Annotated in this window: 17 protein-coding genes and 1 tRNA gene; 6 read left to right on the top strand and 12 right to left on the bottom strand. The window is 30.9% G+C overall.

Annotated features, from left to right (window positions below; translation table 11 throughout):
- Positions 1 to 7 precede the first annotated feature (7 nt).
- From ABWP78_RS02350 to ABWP78_RS02310, 9 genes are all read right to left on the bottom strand, one after another.
- Positions 8 to 481, bottom strand: a complete 474-nt coding sequence (locus ABWP78_RS02350; protein ID WP_353168595.1) for a hypothetical protein — start codon at positions 479 to 481, stop codon at positions 8 to 10.
- Positions 482 to 484: 3 nt separating this feature from the next.
- Positions 485 to 880: a DUF8810 domain-containing protein gene (locus ABWP78_RS02345; RefSeq protein ID WP_353168593.1), complete on the bottom strand. Its 396-nt coding sequence runs from the start codon at positions 878 to 880 to the stop codon at positions 485 to 487.
- Between the two features lie 93 nt (positions 881 to 973).
- Positions 974 to 3,604 (bottom strand): Eco57I restriction-modification methylase domain-containing protein, encoded by a 2,631-nt coding sequence (locus ABWP78_RS02340; protein WP_502905445.1) that lies wholly within the window; start codon positions 3,602 to 3,604, stop codon positions 974 to 976.
- Positions 3,605 to 3,746: 142 nt separating this feature from the next.
- Positions 3,747 to 5,147: a tRNA uridine-5-carboxymethylaminomethyl(34) synthesis GTPase MnmE gene (mnmE, locus tag ABWP78_RS02335; protein ID WP_353168589.1), complete on the bottom strand. Its 1,401-nt coding sequence runs from the start codon at positions 5,145 to 5,147 to the stop codon at positions 3,747 to 3,749.
- Between the two features lie 250 nt (positions 5,148 to 5,397).
- Complete coding sequence (dnaN, locus tag ABWP78_RS02330) at positions 5,398 to 6,516, bottom strand: DNA polymerase III subunit beta (RefSeq protein ID WP_353169017.1); 1,119 nt, start codon at positions 6,514 to 6,516, stop codon at positions 5,398 to 5,400.
- Between the two features lie 72 nt (positions 6,517 to 6,588).
- Positions 6,589 to 8,274 carry a gliding motility-associated ABC transporter substrate-binding protein GldG gene (gldG, locus tag ABWP78_RS02325; RefSeq protein ID WP_353168586.1) on the bottom strand — a complete coding sequence of 562 codons (1,686 nt, stop codon included), beginning with the start codon at positions 8,272 to 8,274 and terminating at the stop codon, positions 6,589 to 6,591.
- Positions 8,274 to 8,999, bottom strand: coding sequence for a gliding motility-associated ABC transporter permease subunit GldF (gene gldF / locus ABWP78_RS02320; RefSeq protein ID WP_353168584.1), 726 nt, complete (start codon positions 8,997 to 8,999; stop codon positions 8,274 to 8,276). The genes gldG and gldF overlap by 1 nt, the downstream gene beginning before the upstream one ends.
- Positions 9,000 to 9,048: 49 nt before the next feature.
- Positions 9,049 to 9,345, bottom strand: coding sequence for a putative quinol monooxygenase (locus tag ABWP78_RS02315; RefSeq protein WP_353168582.1), 297 nt, complete (start codon positions 9,343 to 9,345; stop codon positions 9,049 to 9,051).
- Between the two features lie 129 nt (positions 9,346 to 9,474).
- A complete protein-coding gene (locus ABWP78_RS02310) occupies positions 9,475 to 10,305 on the bottom strand; it encodes an SAM hydrolase/SAM-dependent halogenase family protein (protein ID WP_353168579.1) in 831 nt (276 codons plus the stop codon).
- Positions 10,306 to 10,413: 108 nt separating this feature from the next.
- On the opposite strand from ABWP78_RS02310, the gene ABWP78_RS02305 reads away from it, so the two are divergent.
- Together ABWP78_RS02305 and ABWP78_RS02300 are read left to right on the top strand one after the other, a co-directional pair.
- Positions 10,414 to 11,364: a PhoH family protein gene (locus ABWP78_RS02305; RefSeq protein ID WP_353168576.1), complete on the top strand. Its 951-nt coding sequence runs from the start codon at positions 10,414 to 10,416 to the stop codon at positions 11,362 to 11,364.
- Positions 11,365 to 11,456: 92 nt separating this feature from the next.
- On the top strand, positions 11,457 to 12,404 hold the full coding sequence (locus tag ABWP78_RS02300; protein ID WP_353168574.1) for a phosphoribosylaminoimidazolesuccinocarboxamide synthase: 948 nt from the start codon (positions 11,457 to 11,459) through the stop codon (positions 12,402 to 12,404).
- 81 nt (positions 12,405 to 12,485) lie between these two features.
- Here the strand turns inward: ABWP78_RS02300 and ABWP78_RS02295 are convergent, their stop codons facing one another.
- Positions 12,486 to 13,199: a tRNA threonylcarbamoyladenosine dehydratase gene (locus tag ABWP78_RS02295; RefSeq protein WP_353168571.1), complete on the bottom strand. Its 714-nt coding sequence runs from the start codon at positions 13,197 to 13,199 to the stop codon at positions 12,486 to 12,488.
- A gap of 3 nt (positions 13,200 to 13,202) precedes the next feature.
- Positions 13,203 to 13,883 carry a TatD family hydrolase gene (locus ABWP78_RS02290; protein WP_353169015.1) on the bottom strand — a complete coding sequence of 227 codons (681 nt, stop codon included), beginning with the start codon at positions 13,881 to 13,883 and terminating at the stop codon, positions 13,203 to 13,205.
- A gap of 42 nt (positions 13,884 to 13,925) precedes the next feature.
- Between ABWP78_RS02290 and ABWP78_RS02285 the strand changes: the two genes are divergently transcribed.
- Positions 13,926 to 15,155, top strand: coding sequence for an MDR family MFS transporter (locus tag ABWP78_RS02285; RefSeq protein WP_353168569.1), 1,230 nt, complete (start codon positions 13,926 to 13,928; stop codon positions 15,153 to 15,155).
- Between the two features lie 72 nt (positions 15,156 to 15,227).
- Positions 15,228 to 16,115 (top strand): hypothetical protein, encoded by an 888-nt coding sequence (locus ABWP78_RS02280; RefSeq protein WP_353168567.1) that lies wholly within the window; start codon positions 15,228 to 15,230, stop codon positions 16,113 to 16,115.
- Between the two features lie 100 nt (positions 16,116 to 16,215).
- Here ABWP78_RS02280 and smpB read toward each other — a convergent pair whose 3' ends face one another.
- A complete protein-coding gene (gene smpB, locus ABWP78_RS02275) occupies positions 16,216 to 16,674 on the bottom strand; it encodes an SsrA-binding protein SmpB (RefSeq protein WP_353168565.1) in 459 nt (152 codons plus the stop codon).
- Positions 16,675 to 16,821: 147 nt separating this feature from the next.
- Here smpB and ABWP78_RS02270 point away from each other — a divergent pair, with 147 nt between their 5' ends.
- Both ABWP78_RS02270 and ABWP78_RS02265 read left to right on the top strand, forming a co-directional pair.
- A complete protein-coding gene (locus ABWP78_RS02270; protein ID WP_353168563.1) occupies positions 16,822 to 16,974 on the top strand; it encodes an SsrA-binding protein in 153 nt (50 codons plus the stop codon).
- A gap of 47 nt (positions 16,975 to 17,021) precedes the next feature.
- Positions 17,022 to 17,095: transfer RNA gene (locus ABWP78_RS02265), tRNA-Arg, on the top strand.
- The last annotated feature ends 203 nt before the right edge of the window (positions 17,096 to 17,298 follow it).

Genomic DNA, 17,298 nt, shown 5'->3' with positions numbered 1-17,298 from the left:
GTGTCATTTAAGAACCAACAAAAGTTAGATTCCAAAAATTTAAATGATATCTTTTCTTTATTTTATCACCAAATAAAATCTGAGAATAATTATTGTTGTATTTATCTGTGAAGGAAATCTTAATTTGTTGAAAATTAAAATTTGTAAACTCTATTTTCTCACCTGCTTTCAATTCTGATATTTTAAAATTAAACTTATTATCAGATAAAAAATATAAAACAGTTTCTGATTTGTCAGGATAACATAGTTTCACTCTTGAATTAACTGGGAGATTTGATTTAATTTTAAATGAAATGTCATAAATGTCAGATTTAATAATTTTTACCCAAACATCATTACTTACATTTTTTTTGTTTATTTCTACATAAACAAACTTTCCAAATTCTTTTTTCCTTAAAGTAGCAATTAGTGCAAAAACACTAATCAATAAAGCAAGAAAATCAATTATACTAATGTTATTGATTATGAATAAATTTTCCATAAATTAACTATTTTCTACTATACTAATCTCCTCCTCATTCAACCCATACAACTCATAAACCATTGCATCAATAGCTTTGTCAGTAGCATCAATTTGAGCTTTTAAATCTTGTGCTTTTTTGCTTTCGGTTTCAAAATAATCTTCCCATTCTGCTTCTTCAGATAGGGAAAGTTTTACTTTCTTTTTGGTGAGTTCTTTTATGAAATCTGCATAAGATAACAAATACCAATCTTGGAGTTTTTTTGGCAAATCTTCTAAATTAAATTTACGTTGAATGGTGCGCTGGAATTTTTGAGATTGTTCTTGTAGTTTATTAGTGTCTATTGTTATCAATTCAGCACAGTTCAAATACATTAATTTTATTTCTTGTGATACTTCTTTTATAGGTAAGTTAATCATTTTGTTAGCATCTAATCTTACTCTACCTCCATTTTCACTATCGCCAAATGCCGGGAAAAGAAACTTCTTTACAAAATTGAATAGTTTAGAATTTTAAATACATTGTAAATACCTATCTGCATTAGATATAAAATAACAGTTAGCACTAATATAATAGCCCTCTGTATCGAAATAAAAACTATGTTTTACTGCTGTATGATAATAAATTAATTTAGGTTGTTCTAATTTATCATAATAATCACAGGCTCTTAAATTACAATAATTTAATCCCTTGTCTTGTCTTTTTATTAATTTGTCTTTAAAATTATTTAAGTATTCAAAAACTCCTGGGTAATCATTTTCTATATCTAAATTATATTGAGTAGCTACTATATATCTTCCAGAATGATTTAAACTCCAGCTTTTAAAATCATCACCTTCAACCATTTTTTTTAATATTAAGTCAGACTTTAAATCCTTTTCAATAATTTGATTTTTCAAAGTTTGATTAATGATAAAAGCTTCATTAAGACCTGTTTTTATTCCATAATAAACACCACCATTTGTATATTGATTAAGTGTAGTTTTAGTGTCGCTGAATTTTTTTAGAATATTATTAACGCTTGAATCTGTGAATTTCCATATCGATTTACTAAGATTTTCTTTCTTATAAAATTTTAAATCATAAAAATAATTTTGAGCATCATACATTGATTTAATCATTGCATATTTAATCTGTGATGTAGGATTAATTTCATTTTTTAAAATTGTAATTTCAGGCTCTGTAGATGCGTCGTCAAAAATTCTTAATTCACCATAATTAATAATTTGTAAAATATTAAACTCCTTCAAATACTCTCTTAATTCTAAACCATACTTTCTTTCCATCCATTTGTTAGGAGTTATGAAACCCAATAAACCGTCTTTTTTTAGAACAGTAATTGAAATGTTATAGAAGTACACATATAAATCTGCACTATTATTGAATGATTCAATATATTTTTTTGAAAAATATTCTTTTTGAATATTACCAAGTAATTCTTGTCTCACATAAGGCGGATTCCCAATAATTACATCAAAACCACCTTTTTCAAATACTACTGGAAATTGTTCTTTCCAATTAAACGCTTTGTCGCCAGCAATTTCTGGGTCGTCAATTAAAGAGTTACCACATTTAATATTGCTGTTTAGGTCGTTTAGTTTTCGGTTGGGCTGTGCGGTTCGTAACCATAAAGAAAGTTTGGCAATTTCTACACTTTCCTCGTTTAAGTCCACCCCAAATAAGTTGTTTTCTAAAATGCTGTTTTCCATATCGCTTAACACCAAGCCATCGCCAAACAATTTGGCTTGCAATTCGTCAATATATTGGTGTTCCGTAATTAAGAAATCCAAGGCTTGGTTTAAGAAAGCTCCAGAGCCACAAGCAGGGTCGCAAATGGTCAATTGCAACAACCATTTTCTGTACTCTTCCAGTTTTTCAACTAAAGTTTGCACGGTTTTCTTTTGGCGTTTTTTGTCGGCGGTGTAGTCTTCGTCCGCAATGCCTAACTCAGCTTTCTTTTCGGTACACAATTTGCCAACCGTATTTTCTACTATGTACTTGGTAATGTATTTTGGGGTGTAAAAAACACCGTCTTTCTTGCGCTTGGTTTTGGTTTTGTCAATTTCGGCACCTTCTAATTGGGCTTTTATTTCGTCTAACTCGTTCAAGGAGTTTTCAAAAATATGTCCCAAAATATTCACATCCACCTCACTCGCAAAATCGTATTCAGACAATTTTAACGTGTGAGCATACAATAGGTTATCATCAATTTTTATAGTGTCTAATATTGCATCCGGTTTAAAAAGTCCGCCATTGTAAGCAAAAACATCGTGTTGGGTGCCTTTGTACCCTGTGTTGAGATAGCCAAAATATTTTTTAAAACGGTCATACAACGGGCTGTATTCGTCTAAATCTTTTAATTGATTCCATTGGTTTAAAATCAGTCGCACCGAGTTAGGCGGCAACAAATGACGGTCTTCCCCAAAAAACAAAAACAAAAAACGGTCGAGTAATTTTTGCGACTTTTTAAATAATTCTAAAGGTTCAAATTCAGGATTTAGTAGTACTAAATTTTGATGTAACTCCCTTTTAAATAAGGAATAATCTTTGTATAGTTTTTTGGTAATTACATCTTCTACACTGACTGATTCGTCTTTTATTTTTTTAGCAATATTTTGCGATAAATTATCATAACTAAGACACATATACAACTGTTGAAATTCTTTTTCAGAAAGTGTAAACAAATTAAATTCGATGTGCTCTATAGCATTATCAATATAAAAGCGAAGTTTTTCAAAATTAGACGTAATGACATACACACATTCGGGTTGGTTGTTTTTATAGCCAAAGGCTTGTGCTTCAATTTTGCCTAAATCAGTGGTGTTGGTACCTTTAAGTTCAATAACGGCGCTTACTTTATCATTAACTAAAATCGCACCATCGGCTTTTTTGCTGTCTTTTACGTTTTTGTATTCGGTAGTAAGGTTGAAATTAGGAGTAGGGTTAAGGGTGTAGCCCAAAATGGTTACAAACAATTCTCTTAAAAACCCTTCCTGAAATTGTTCTTCTTTGCTGTTGCGAATATTTTCTTGAATGGTGCTATTATGAAAATAGGCAGCATATTCAGCATAAGCTGTTGTAATTTTAGGAATATCTTGTTGGCTCAAATATTTTTTGAGCACTGAATTTTGAAATAGAGGCATTAAAAATTTTAATTTTAGATTTTGGGGAAAATAAAATATAAAAATCGGTTAGGATCTTGATATGTATCAAATCTATAAAAGTAATTGCTAATTTAAAAGTAAATTGTTAATTTATTTATTTAATAATAAAGGAAGCGCTACGTTATTTGCCGATACAAAAGTTAGCAAAAATATTGCCAAGTAACTCATCGTTAGTTACTTCGCCCGTAATTTCACCAAAGAAATATAAAGCACTTCTGATGTCAATTGCCATTAAATCAGATGAAATTCCAGCATCTAAGCCCCATTTTACTTTCTGAATTTCTTCTAACGCTTTTAATAACGAATCGTAATGACGTGAGTTGGTTACAATGGTTTCATTATTTCGTAAAGCACCAGTATTTACAAATGAAAGCAAGGTGTTTTTAAGTTCATCAATACCTATTTTTTGTTTGGCGGAAATAAATATAGTCGAAAGTTGAAAGTCGAAAGTCGAAACAAGAGTCGAAATTTCTTTTATTTTATTTTCCGAAAGTAAATCCACTTTGTTAAATATAACAATAATCGGCTTTTCAGGATGTTCTTGTTTTATTTTATTAATATGCGGCGCTATACTTTCGACATTCGACATTTGACTTTCGACTAAATATAAAACAACTTGCGCTTGTTCAATTTTTTCAAATGTTTTTTGAATTCCGATACTTTCAACCACATCTTTCGTTTCTCGGATTCCAGCGGTATCAATAAATCGAAAACCAATTCCGTCAATTACCAATTCATCTTCAATGGTGTCTCGGGTGGTTCCAGCGATATCTGAAACTATGGCGCGTTCTTCGTTTAATAAAGCATTCAATAAGGTTGATTTACCTACATTGGGTTCGCCTACAATGGCTACCGGAATTCCATTTTTAATTACGTTTCCTACTGCAAAACTGTCAATTAAACGTTTTAAAACAAATTCTATACGTGCTAATAATTCGTTAAAAGCGGTTCGGTCTGCAAAAGCTACATCTTCCTCAGCAAAGTCTAATTCCAATTCAATTAATGAGGCGAAGTTTAAAAGTTCTTCACGAAGTTTCGCAATTTCATTACTAAATCCACCACGCATTTGTTGCATCGCGATTTGGTGACTCGCTTCGTTATCTGAAGCGATTAAATCGGCAACTGCTTCTGCTTGCGATAAATCTAATTTTCCGTTTAAAAAGGCACGTAGAGTAAATTCTCCAGCTTGTGCCATTTTTGCTCCTTTACGAAGCAGTAACTGAATGATTTGTTGTTGAATAAAAACAGAACCGTGACAAGAAATTTCTACTACATTTTCGCCTGTATAAGAATTTGGACCTTTAAAAATGGAAAGTAATACTTGATCATACGTTTTTGCACCATCCATAATATGTCCTAAATGAATGGTATGCGTTTTTTGCACCGCAATATTTTTACCAGAAACCGATTGAAATACCTCGGCAGCAATACTAATAGCATCTTTCCCAGATAATCGAATAATAGCAATTGCTCCCGCACCTGATGGCGTAGCTAAAGCAACTATGGTTTCTTGTAGAATCATATGATACATTTTGTTTCTTGGCAAAGATAAAATTTTAGTACTTAGTAATTAGTAATTAACGAATAGTTTTTTTTTGGATTTGCTAATTTGTTACTGGTGGCTGTGGCACTCGAAGCCACCATTGAAATTTCCGGTGGCTTCGATAGCCTCAGCCACCGGAAGATTTGAATATCTTAGCCACTAATAAAAAAACCACAAAGGCTAAAAGCAATTGTGGTTTTAAGTAGTAGTTAGGTTGGTTGTAAATTTTTTAGTTATTAAGCATTACTGGCATTACTAACATAGTAACGGTTTCACCTTCATCTAATCCGTCAATTGGAGTAAGAATTCCCGCTCGGTTTGGTAATGACATTTCTAATTGAATTTCGTCACTTGTTAGGTTGTTTAACATTTCGGTTAAAAAACGAGAGTTGAAACCAATTTGTAAATCGTCTCCGTGATAATCACACGTTAAACGTTCGTCTGCTTTGTTTGAATAATCGATATCTTCTGCTGAAATATTTAATTCTGTTCCTGCAATTTTTAAACGAATTTGGTGCGTAGTTTTGTTAGCAAAAATGGCTACACGACGCACTGAATTTAAAAAAGTAACACGACTTAATATTAATTTATTTGGATTTTCTTTTGGAATTACCGCTTCGTAATTTGGATATTTTCCATCAATTAAACGACACGTTAATATGTAGTTTTCAAATGAATAGGTTGCGTTTGAATCGTTATATTCTACTTTTACTTCTGCATCTGAAGTAGCTAAAATTCCTTTTAAAATATTTAAAGGTTTTTTAGGCATAATAAATTCCGCACTTTGAGATGCCTTTACATCTGCACGAGCATATTTTACTAATTTATGTGCATCTGTAGCTACGAAAATTAATCCTTCTGTAGAAAATTGGAAAAATACACCACTCATTACTGGACGTAAATCGTCGTTTCCTGTTGCAAAAATGGTTTTCCCAATTGCTGTAGCCAATACTTCTGAAGGAATTATTGTAGTCGAAGGATCTTCTAAAGCTACTGCTTTTGGAAATTCTTCCCCAGCAGCATAAGCAATCGCATATTTACCAGAATTTGAACTAATTTCAACGGTATTGTTTTCTTCAACTGTAAACGTTAAAGGTTGCTCTGGAAATGTTTTTAAAATATCTAATAATAATTTTGCTGGTATGGCAACACTTCCTTTACTATTTGATTCAATTTCTAAACTTGCCGACATAGTAGTTTCTAAATCGGAAGCTGAAACGTGTAATTGATTATTATCTAACTCAAATAAAAAATTATCAAGAATAGGTAAGGTGTTGTTACTATTAATAACACTTCCTAAAACTTGTAATTGTTTTAATAAATACGAACTGGATACTATAAAATTCATCATTTTTTATTTTTTTTTGCTTTTACAAATATAATGGGTTACAATTAAATCTAAAAATATACTTATTAACAACTAGTAATTATATTTTTTCTTTCTTAGATACGTAAATATAAATCCGAATATTGCCAATAAAACAATAGGTAACGCTACTGTTAGCATTTGTGTTTGACTGTAGTTGTCTTGTACGCTCTGTTTATCTAATAAAGGAAGGGTGACATCTTTACTTCTAATGTTAATAAGTCCGTTATCGTCTAATAAATAATTTACGCTATTTAATAAAAACTCTTTGTTTCCGAAATATTGACTGGTGTATTTATCATATCCTAATTCAATAGGTGCGCCTTTGTCAATTTGATTTTTAATCACATCACCATCAGAAATTACTATCATTTTTGTTGGAGCACTTTTTGATAGAAATTTACCATCTTTAAAAGGCAACACACGATTGTTATACATTGATGTGAATGAGCCGTCTAATAAAACGGCTACTGGAATTAGTCCACCATTTGGATAATCTTTAGGTGTTGTTTCTTCTGAAATCATATCCAAAGACACCACAGTTGGTATTCCAATGGTTTTAGAATAAGGAGAACTTTCCAATAAAATGGTTATTGAATGCGATGATTTTAAAAGTTCAATTGGCGAACAAAAGTCGAATTTTACGCCATCCGTATTTTTTACAATCGGGTGTTTTTTTGAAGCAGGATAAATAAATGGTGCCATTTTCCAATTGTAGGTTTCCATTTGAGTTTCACTTCCTTCATTACCAGAAGCTAATTTTATAGGAGTACCATATTCGTCTTTAATTAATTGCGGACTAATCCTAAATCCGTATTTAAAGAACATATCGGTTAAGTTTAAATCGTTTATTCCGGCTAAAGTTGTACCAGTTTCATTGTACAAATTTTCCATTTCAGCTGTTGTACCATCTACTAACCAAAGTGTTTTTCCACCTTTCATTATGAATTGATCTAACACTTGTTTTTCGGCTTCAGTAAATTTTTCTCTTGGTTTCGCAACAATAGCCAAGTCGTATACATTTAAAGCTTTTAATGTTTCTTTAGGTTGTGAGGCCACCGAATCTAAAGTTATAGGTCCGATATAATAATTATCACGAATGGTTTTTAAAAAATCGGCAATTTGAATGTCTTCTAACTCGCCATTTCCTTTAATAACTGCAATTTTACGTTGTTTTTCTTTTGATATTTTATGAATGGCTTCTGCAAATGCATATTCTAAATGTTGAACGGAACTTTCTACTTTTTTCTCCGTTGAAGCGCCCATTAAATTTTTTAACAATTGCACTTTTGCACCTTTATCACCATAATTGGCAACTGCCCAAGGGAAAACTACTTCTTGTGTTTGTTTTCCTTTTTCTTCAACGGTAACATTAATTGGTGTTAAACCTTTATCGAAGAATTTTTTCATTATTTCTACACGTTCTTCTTCTTTTTCAATAGGATTTACAAATTGAAACGTAATATTTGAATTATAGGCTGAAAATTCTTCTAATAATTGTCGCGTTTCCGTTTGAAGTTTCTTAAAATCGGCAGGAAAATTGCCTTCTAAAAACACATCAATAAGTAAAGGTGAATCTACACCATCAATAATTTTTTTAGTGGTTTCAGAAAGTGTATATCTTTTGTCTTGCGTGACATCGAAACGTTTGTAAATATAATAACTCGCAAAGTTTAAAATAAATAAACCAATCGCTAAAAACCCTAATTTCTTTAAACTATTTTTTTGAACGTCTTTCATTACCATTTAAGCGATTTAAGTTGAGAAACAGTTCCTGCTAAAAATAAAATGATGATACTAATAAAATAAATGATATCACGAGTATCTATCACACCACGACTCAAACTTTTAAAGTGAAAATCCATTCCTAACGTTTTAATAATTCCACTGAAATTACCAAATAAATTAGCTAATCCGTCAAAGCCAAAATAAAAGAAAAAGCATAAAAAAACGGCAATAATAAAAGCTACTATTTGATTGTCTGAAAGGGTAGAAGTGAAAATACCAATAGAAGTGTAAGCACCAATTAAGAATAACAATCCGAAATACGAACCAATGGCACTTCCATAATCGAAAGTACTTTGAGCTGCTGTAAAACTTGAAACTATAAACACATAAAAAAGTGTAGGTGCTAGGGCAATTAAAATTAAAATAAACGCCCCAAGAAATTTACCATTAACAATTTCCCATAAACTTAAAGGTTTGGTAAAAAGTATTTCTAATGTGCCTTGCTTTTTTTCATCAGAGAAACTTTTCATAGTTACTGCTGGAATCAGGAAAATTAGTATCCAAGGCGCTAGTTTAAAAAACGGACTCATATCCGCATATCCAGAATTTAAAATATTAAAATCTCCTTCAAAAACCCAAAGAAATAATCCGTTTAATAACAGAAAAATGGCTATCACTAAGTAACCAATTGGCGAACCAAAAAAAGATTTTATTTCACGTAGCAATACTGCTTTCATATATTATGCTTGTTTTATATTAACAAAAGTAATTTATAAACTTGAAACTTTATAATAAAGTATCTAATTTATCCACACTCCACGCTTCTGGTTTGTCGGCAAAAAGTGTTTTAGTGTAACTCCAAACCTCATTAAATAAAGCTGATTTTCTGTATTTTTCTAAAGCTTCTTCGTCTTTCCAATAACTGTAAGTAAAGAAAATGCGAATATCTTGTTTGTCTTGATACAATTCTAAAAATTCATTGCCTTCAAAACTTTTTATTTGATGTTTAACTTCGTTAAAATTGTTTAAAAAAGCGGCTATTTTATCTTCTTGAAAGGTAAGTTTTACAATTCGTACCAACATATATTTTTATTTTAATTCTAATATTTAAATTTCAAAACCCAAAACCCAAAACCCAAATTCCAAATTCCAAATTCCAAATTCCAAAACCCTAAACCCTAAACCCTAAACCCTAAACCCTAAACCTAACACCTAAGATTCAAATTCTACAATTACGGTATCTTGCATCTTCAAACCTAATAAAGTGTATGCCGAACCTGAACGATTAGGGTTGCTTTTGTAAACCGCAATTTCTAAAAATCCATCTTGATTAAAAAGTGCAATTTCATTTCCTGCCATCGCATTTAAATCTGCTGATTTGTTGTTTTTAAAATCGGCATAATCGCTTTTTACTCTTTTAATAGTGTAAACAGAAAAACGAACGCTATATTGTCTTCCTCTGGCTACTTCTTCAATATATTTTTTCGAAATATTAGTTATACAATTTCCAAAATCGTCAATGTAAATGATATGTCCGCGAATAGAATTTAAATTTTGATCCAAAATCGGTACCAGCATATTCATTTTCTTAATATCAGTCAGTGGTGTGCCAATTACAGTCATTTCGCCACTTTTTGCTAGATGAGTTGCTACTGTAGCAAAAACATCTAAATCGCTAGAACCGTCTAGTAATCTATCGTGAATAGTAATCTGCACTATTTTATCTGGATTTTTTTTATTTGCTAAACCGCCAAAAATGCCATTATCGGCACCAATAAAATAATGTCCATCATACAACATAGCTATATGAATAGTATCTGCATTTCTTGTGGCGTCAACAGCAACAATATGTACTGTCCCTTTTGGAAAATGTGAATAGGAAGTAGAAAGTAAATAAATGGCTTCTAAAATATTAAATTTATCTATAGAATGAGAAATATCAATAATAGTAGTCTCAGGAAATAATGAATATATCTTACCCTTAAAAATTCCCGCAAAATGGTCTTTTAAACCAAAATCTGTAGTAAGCGTAATTATTGACATTTTATTGTTTATAACTTATTTGAAATGGAAAGGTTGTTTTTATTATATTTGAATGTTACAAAATTACTCTTTTTTTTACAGATTTAAAACAATTTAAAATTAAAGCCTTTGAACGAAAAAATTATTGAATTGGAAAACATTGCACCTAAAGATTTTTGGGGCGCACACGACACTCATCTAGAAACAATAAAAAAGTATTATCCGAAATTAAAAATTGTTGCGAGAGGTACCATTTTAAAGGCTTTTGGAGAAGCTGAAGTTTTAGAAGAATTCGAAAAACGCTTTCGTCGTTTAATGACACATTTTACACGTTTTAATACCATTGACGACAATGTAATTATGCGTGTTATTGAAGGTGATGCTCAACAAACAGGAGAAATGCCTAAAGGTGATCAAATTTTAGTTCACGGGTTAGGAGGGAAGTTAATTAAAGCCATAACACCCAATCAGCAAAAATTAGTTGATTTTGTAGCTAAAAACGATATGGTTTTTGCAGTAGGTCCAGCCGGAACTGGAAAAACTTATACGGGAGTGGCACTTGCTGTTAAAGCACTTAAAGAAAAACAAGTTAAACGTATCATTTTAACACGTCCAGCTGTGGAAGCAGGGGAAAATTTAGGATTTCTTCCTGGTGATATGAAAGAAAAATTAGACCCATATATGCAACCTTTGTATGATGCTTTACGCGATATGTTGCCTCCACAAACTCTTGAAGATTATATATTAAAAGGAATTATACAAATTGCACCATTGGCATTTATGCGTGGAAGAACTTTAGATAATGCCTTTGTGATATTAGATGAAGCGCAAAACACCACACATTCTCAAATGAAAATGTTCTTAACAAGGATGGGGAAAAACGCAAAATTTATCATAACTGGAGATCCAGGACAAGTAGATTTACCAAGAAGAACCATTTCTGGATTAAAAGAAGCTATTTTGGTTCTAAAAGATGTGGATGGAATTGGAATTTTATATCTTGATGATAAGGATATTGTTCGACACCGATTGGTAAAAGCAGTAATTAATGCTTATAAAAGTATAGAGAATACGGATTAATTTCAAAAGAGGCGTTAAAATAAACGCCTCTTTTTTTGTTAAAAAATGATTTTAAAACTACTTTTGCAAAATAAAAACAACCACACAATAAAATGAACACAATAACCACTACAAATTTTAATTTTACAGGTCAAAAATCAGTTTACAGAGGAAAAGTTAGAGAAGTTTACAACATCAATGACGATTTATTGGTGATGATTGCTACCGATAGGCTTTCTGCTTTTGATGTCGTTTTGCCTGAAGGCATTCCTTACAAAGGACAAATATTAAATCAAATTGCTACAAAATTTATGCAATTAACAGAAGATATTGTACCAAATTGGTTAATTGCTACTCCAGATCCAAATGTTGCTGTAGGGCATTTATGCGAACCCTTTAAAGTTGAAATGGTAATTCGTGGCTATTTATCTGGACACGCTGCTCGAGAATATGCTTTAGGAAAAAGAACGATTTGTGGTGTTACGATGCCAGAAGGTTTGAAAGAAAATGATAAATTTCCAACACCAATTATTACGCCAACAACGAAAGCAGATAACGGTTCACACGATGAAGATATTTCGCGTGAAGCTATTTTAGCTAACGGAATTGTAGCTGAAGAAGATTACTTAGTGTTAGAAAAATATACAAGAGATTTATACCAAAGAGGGACTGAAATTGCCGCTTCAAAAGGTTTAATTTTAGTAGATACAAAATACGAATTTGGAAAAACAAAAGAAGGAAAAATTGTTTTAATTGACGAAATTCATACACCAGATTCTTCTCGTTATTTTTATGCGGAAGGATATCAAGAAAGACAAAACAATAATGAAGAACAAAAGCAATTGTCTAAAGAATTTGTACGTCGTTGGTTAATTGAAAATGGTTTTCAAGGTAAAGACGGTCAACAAATTCCGGAAATGACTACAGAATATATAGCAACTGTTTCAGATAGATATATTGAATTATTTGAAAATATTTTAGGAGAAAAATTCGTAAAAGAAGATATTTCAAATATTGAGGAACGCATTTTTAATAACGTTCAAGCGTATTTAACAAAATAAAAACCAATATTTGTCAATCTGAACTTGTTTCAGATTCTAATAAACCTGACAGGTTTCAAAAACCTGTCAGGTTTAATTATTTTATTCCATAATCAAATTTTTCACAACGGTTTCAGCAGCATATAATCCAAAAAGTCCGGGCATCCAACTATTTGTGCCGTAAAACGATCTTTTATAATTTGAGCCGTCTGTCATCTTCAAGCTACTTTCATCCTGAATTTCAGATGAAAAAACCACTTTTAATTTATCTATTTTTACTTCCTTCAAGCGTTTTCTAATGGTTTTTGCTAAAAAACAATTTACTGTTTTTGTGATATCTGTAACTTTAACTTTTGAAACATCCATTTTTCCTCCAGCGCCCATTGATGAAATAATTTTGACCCGTTTGCGTTTGGCAGCAATAATTAAATTCAATTTTGGGGTGATGCTATCAATACAATCTATAACATAATCGAATTCTGGTGTTACAATCTCTAAAGCTCTTTCCGGTGATAAAAATTCTTCCAAGCAAGTTAACTCTAATTCTGGATTGATATCCATTAATCTATTCGCAACAACCGTAACTTTAGGTTGGCCAATGGTGCTGTGCAAAGCAGGTAATTGTCTGTTAATATTAGTGATATCAACAGTATCGCCATCCACAATTGTCAATTTCCCCACTCCAGCACGAACTAAAAATTCGGCTGCAAATGAACCCACACCTCCTAAGCCAACAACTAATACGTTTGAATTTTTTAATTTATTTAAGCCTTCTTCTTTAAATAATAAAGCGGCTCTTTCTTGCCATTTTGCCATAATTTATTGCTTTTTTGTAAAAACAGATTGGTAATTGTTCCAAACTATTCCTTTCATTTCTTCCACAGAAATATTTTTATATTTTGCTGCAAAAGTATAAACTTCTTCCAAACTTTCCGATATTGTATCGGTTTCTAAGAAAATTTTATCGTTTGGTACATATTTAAAAACCGATTCCATTTCTGGATTTTGAAGTAAATATTTTCCAAATGACAAATAAAAATCCTGATTTAAAAGTTGTTTTGCCAATGGAATATTTTTTGAAAATCCATGAATGATAAATGGCGATTGAAAATTACTATTTTTTTTACAAGAAATGATTTCATCAAATGCCGCAACACAATGTAAAATTACAGGTTTCGAAATTTCATTCAAAAGGGATAATTGCGATTCGAAAACATCAATTTGTACTTCAATTTTCTTTTCGATTCTTTTATCTATACCACATTCACCTAGAGCAATACATTCGTTTGATTGAAGTTTAGTTTTAATAGTATTTAAATCTTCAGTTACATGTTCATCAACAATATACCAAGGATGAATCCCGATAGAATAGTGCGGAATAGCATCTATAAATTCATTTGGATATTGATTTACTATTTCCAATATCGAATCGGAATTAGTATAAAAATGAGTATGTAAATTTACAAATTTCATTAAATTGTTTTCACAAAAATAACATATTTTAACAAGTTATTTATCTAAATTTGTATCTGATTTTTTATTATGATTCAAAAAGCGTTTCGCCAATATATTTCAAACTTTCAAGGTTTTTCTCGAGAAATTTGGATTCTTACTCTTGTTACATTTATTAATAGGGCAGGAACTATGGTTTTGCCATTTTTATCTAAATATTTACACGAAGATTTACATTTTTCTTATTCTCAAGTAGGAACCATTATGGTGTTTTTTGGCTTAGGTTCTTTACTAGGTTCTTGGTTAGGAGGAAAATTATCAGATGCAATTGGTTTTTATAAAATAATGATTTTCAGTTTACTAGTAAGCGGATTGATGTTTTTCGGGTTGCAATTTGTTACCTCTTTTTACGGTTTATGTATTAGTATGTTCTTAATTATGTCTGTTTCAGATATGTTCCGTCCCGCTATGTTTGTATCGCTGGGTGCTTATGCAAAACCAGAAAACAGAACAAGAGCTTTAACTTTAGTTAGATTGGCAATTAATTTAGGATTTGCTGCCGGACCTGCGTTAGGCGGATTAATTATAATGAGTATTGGTTACAAGGGCTTGTTTTGGGTGGACGGATTAACCTGTATTATTGCCATTTTAATTTTCTGGATTAAAGTTAAAGAAAAGAAAAAATCAACCTATTTAGATAAAACCCAACCTGGCGATGTCATAGTAAAGTCGGTTTTTAAAGATAAAATTTATTGGTTGTTTTTAACCACATCTTTAATTGTAGGAATTATGTTTTTCCAATTATTTACTACCATTCCTATTTATCATAGAGAACAATTTGGATTAACCGAATTACAAACAGGTTTGTTACTAACTTTAAATGGTGTTTTGGTTTTCTTACTTGAAATGCCAATTGTAAATTATATTGAGAAGCATAAAAAAGACAAATTAAAAGTCATTATATTAGGTTGTTTTTTAATGAGTATCAGCTTATTTTTAATGTTAGTAAATACTTGGGCTGGTATTTTATTAATTATGATGCTCTTTATGACGTTTTCAGAAATGTTTAATTTTCCGTTCTCGAATGCGTTTGCAATTAGCAGAGCACCAAAACACCAACAAGGTCGTTATATGGCCATTTTTACAATGAGTTATAGTTTAGCACATATTATAAGTGCTAAAGTTGGTATGTTAATTATTGATAATTATGGGTATCAAGCCAATTGGTTATTTATGGGAACGCTTGGTATTATTGGTTCTTTAATAGGTATTTATGTTTTTCGTTTGGTAGAAAAAGAAAAAAATGTTAAAACTCGTTAATTAACAAAATTTTAAAATTTCGTTTTTATAAAAATCCTATTTTTGACTTTTTAAAAATTAAAATCTAAAATTATGAATGTTAAAATGGTATTTCAAAGAATCGTATTGGCTACTGCAATCACTATTTTGCCAATCACAACTTTTGCTCAAAACAATCGTTTCAATCAAATGTCACAATCCAAAAACAAGAGTTTCGAATTTCGAATTGATAACGCTATGACTGATGCGCAATTGAAACAAGATGAAACAGATGCTAAGAAATTCGATTTTGAAGTTTCGTTTTCTGGTGTAAAGCGTAACGATAAAAAGCAAATTACAGCTATTAAAATTGCTTATAAAGACCAAGATGGAAATTCTGGAAATTATAATGTAAGCGGGGAAACGCCGATTAAACCAATATCAATTAAAAAGCAATTTGATGGCACAGGAAAAGGCCTAATTAATATTGAATCTGGCGTTTCACAAAATGATATGTTTGCAAATGGTTTCGATATGAAAGGTTTTAACGGGATGTTTAATAACGATATGTTTATGAATTTAGACAATAACGTTTTTAGAGGTTTAGTAGATGGAAATACCATTGATTTAGATAAATTTAAAGAATTACAAGGTGGATTTCAAATGGATTCTTTAGGAGGGAATTTTAAATCATTTACTTTTAAAGATGGTGAAATGTTAGGTGACAATCCAGATATGCAATTAGAAGAAGAAAAAACCGATGAAAACGGAACCACAACCAAAAAATATTCTGATGGAAAAGGCAACACAATGATTTTCTCGGAAAATTTTGGAAATGGAAACCAAATTGGTAAAATGAAAGTTGAAAAAAACGTTCAATCAAAAGATGATACCACCAAATCAGATTTAGAAAAACTAAAACAAGAATTGGAAAAAACCAAAACCGATTTAGAAAAGCTAAAAACGGATTTGCAAAAGGATAAAGGGAAAAGTAAAAAGTAACAAAGTCACATAGTTGCAAAGTTAAAAGTAAAAAACCAGAATTTTCATTTGAAAATTCTGGTTTTTAATTATCTAATTGTCTAATTGACACATTGCCACATTATCTAAACTCTTTCTTAATTCTAGCAATATCTCGTTTGGTATCATTTTCTTTCATCGTTTCACGCTTGTCGTAATTTTTCTTACCACGGCACAACGCAATTTCAACTTTTGCAAATCCTTTTTCATTCGTATATAATTTTAAAGGCACGATTGTTAACCCTTTATTATCCGAATCTTTATCTAGTTTACGAAGCTCTTTTTTATTTAATAATAGTTTGCGCTCGCTTTTGGCTTTGTGGTTGTAATGTGTCCCAAAAGCATATTCTTCAATTGTGGCGTTAATTAAAAACAATTCGGTTTGTTCGTTAAACTCGCAAAAACTTTCCGCAATTGATGCTTTTCCTAATCGTATCGATTTAATTTCTGTTCCTGTAAGTACAATACCAGCGTCGTATTTGTCTATAATTTCATAGTCAAATCGGGCACGTTTATTTAATATGTTTATGATTTTTTGCATAGTTGCACAAAATTAAGATTTATTTTGAAAGAAAACAGTAAATTTTTATGATTTTGAAAGAATAAAGGTGTTAGATTTGAATTATGATTTTGATTGACAATTGAATTGGCATATTTTTTTACTAGTTTTGCTCAAAAATAAAGAATAATGTTTAAAATTTTAGCCAAAATTAATAAAGCGATTTTGCCAAGTTATTCCAAGCAACGTATTGATTTAGCGAAAGCTACAAAATTACAAAAGGCAATTATAGCTTGGCGCTATTTTGTTACGATTCACGCTTTAGAAAAAAAACAAAAATAATATTTTAAAATATCGAATATAGTTTTATATTTGCACTCACAAAAATAGGCCTTGTGGCGCAACTGAATAGCGCACTTGATTACGGCTCAAGAGGTTTCTGGTTTGAATCCAGACAAGGTCACTACTTACATCCCAAAACTATTGATTTTCAATGTTTTGGGATTTTTTATTATCTTTGTGTGGCCATTTTGTGGCTACATTTATAACTTACTGCAATATAACAAAAGAATTTAATAAAATAAACCGAAAAACAATTTTATTAATCCATACTGGAAAATCCGGTCAAATTGACCACCACTTTCCAGTTTAAATTGACCACCATTT

It is taken from the genome of Flavobacterium sp. (genome assembly GCF_040402955.1).
Taxonomy (GTDB): domain Bacteria; phylum Bacteroidota; class Bacteroidia; order Flavobacteriales; family Flavobacteriaceae; genus Flavobacterium.
This window is presented reverse-complemented; position numbering and strand designations above follow the sequence as displayed.

Bases quoted from the DNA above. Each gene is read 5' to 3' on its own strand.
- ABWP78_RS02340 (WP_502905445.1), bottom strand. From the start codon at position 3,604: ATGCCTCTATTTCAAAATTCAGTGCTCAAAAAATATTTGAGCCAACAA.
- ABWP78_RS02295 (WP_353168571.1), bottom strand. From the start codon at position 13,199: ATGGCAAAATGGCAAGAAAGAGCCGCTTTATTATTTAAAGAAGAAGGC.
- ABWP78_RS02315 (WP_353168582.1), bottom strand. From the start codon at position 9,345: ATGTTGGTACGAATTGTAAAACTTACCTTTCAAGAAGATAAAATAGCC.
- ABWP78_RS02350 (WP_353168595.1), bottom strand. From the start codon at position 481: ATGGAAAATTTATTCATAATCAATAACATTAGTATAATTGATTTTCTT.
- ABWP78_RS02280 (WP_353168567.1), top strand. From the start codon at position 15,228: ATGAATGTTAAAATGGTATTTCAAAGAATCGTATTGGCTACTGCAATC.
- ABWP78_RS02345 (WP_353168593.1), bottom strand. From the start codon at position 880: ATGATTAACTTACCTATAAAAGAAGTATCACAAGAAATAAAATTAATG.
- dnaN (WP_353169017.1), bottom strand. From the start codon at position 6,516: ATGAATTTTATAGTATCCAGTTCGTATTTATTAAAACAATTACAAGTT.
- ABWP78_RS02270 (WP_353168563.1), top strand. From the start codon at position 16,822: ATGTTTAAAATTTTAGCCAAAATTAATAAAGCGATTTTGCCAAGTTAT.
- gldG (WP_353168586.1), bottom strand. From the start codon at position 8,274: ATGAAAGACGTTCAAAAAAATAGTTTAAAGAAATTAGGGTTTTTAGCG.
- ABWP78_RS02285 (WP_353168569.1), top strand. From the start codon at position 13,926: ATGATTCAAAAAGCGTTTCGCCAATATATTTCAAACTTTCAAGGTTTT.
- ABWP78_RS02300 (WP_353168574.1), top strand. From the start codon at position 11,457: ATGAACACAATAACCACTACAAATTTTAATTTTACAGGTCAAAAATCA.
- ABWP78_RS02310 (WP_353168579.1), bottom strand. From the start codon at position 10,305: ATGTCAATAATTACGCTTACTACAGATTTTGGTTTAAAAGACCATTTT.
- smpB (WP_353168565.1), bottom strand. From the start codon at position 16,674: ATGCAAAAAATCATAAACATATTAAATAAACGTGCCCGATTTGACTAT.
- mnmE (WP_353168589.1), bottom strand. From the start codon at position 5,147: ATGATTCTACAAGAAACCATAGTTGCTTTAGCTACGCCATCAGGTGCG.
- gldF (WP_353168584.1), bottom strand. From the start codon at position 8,999: ATGAAAGCAGTATTGCTACGTGAAATAAAATCTTTTTTTGGTTCGCCA.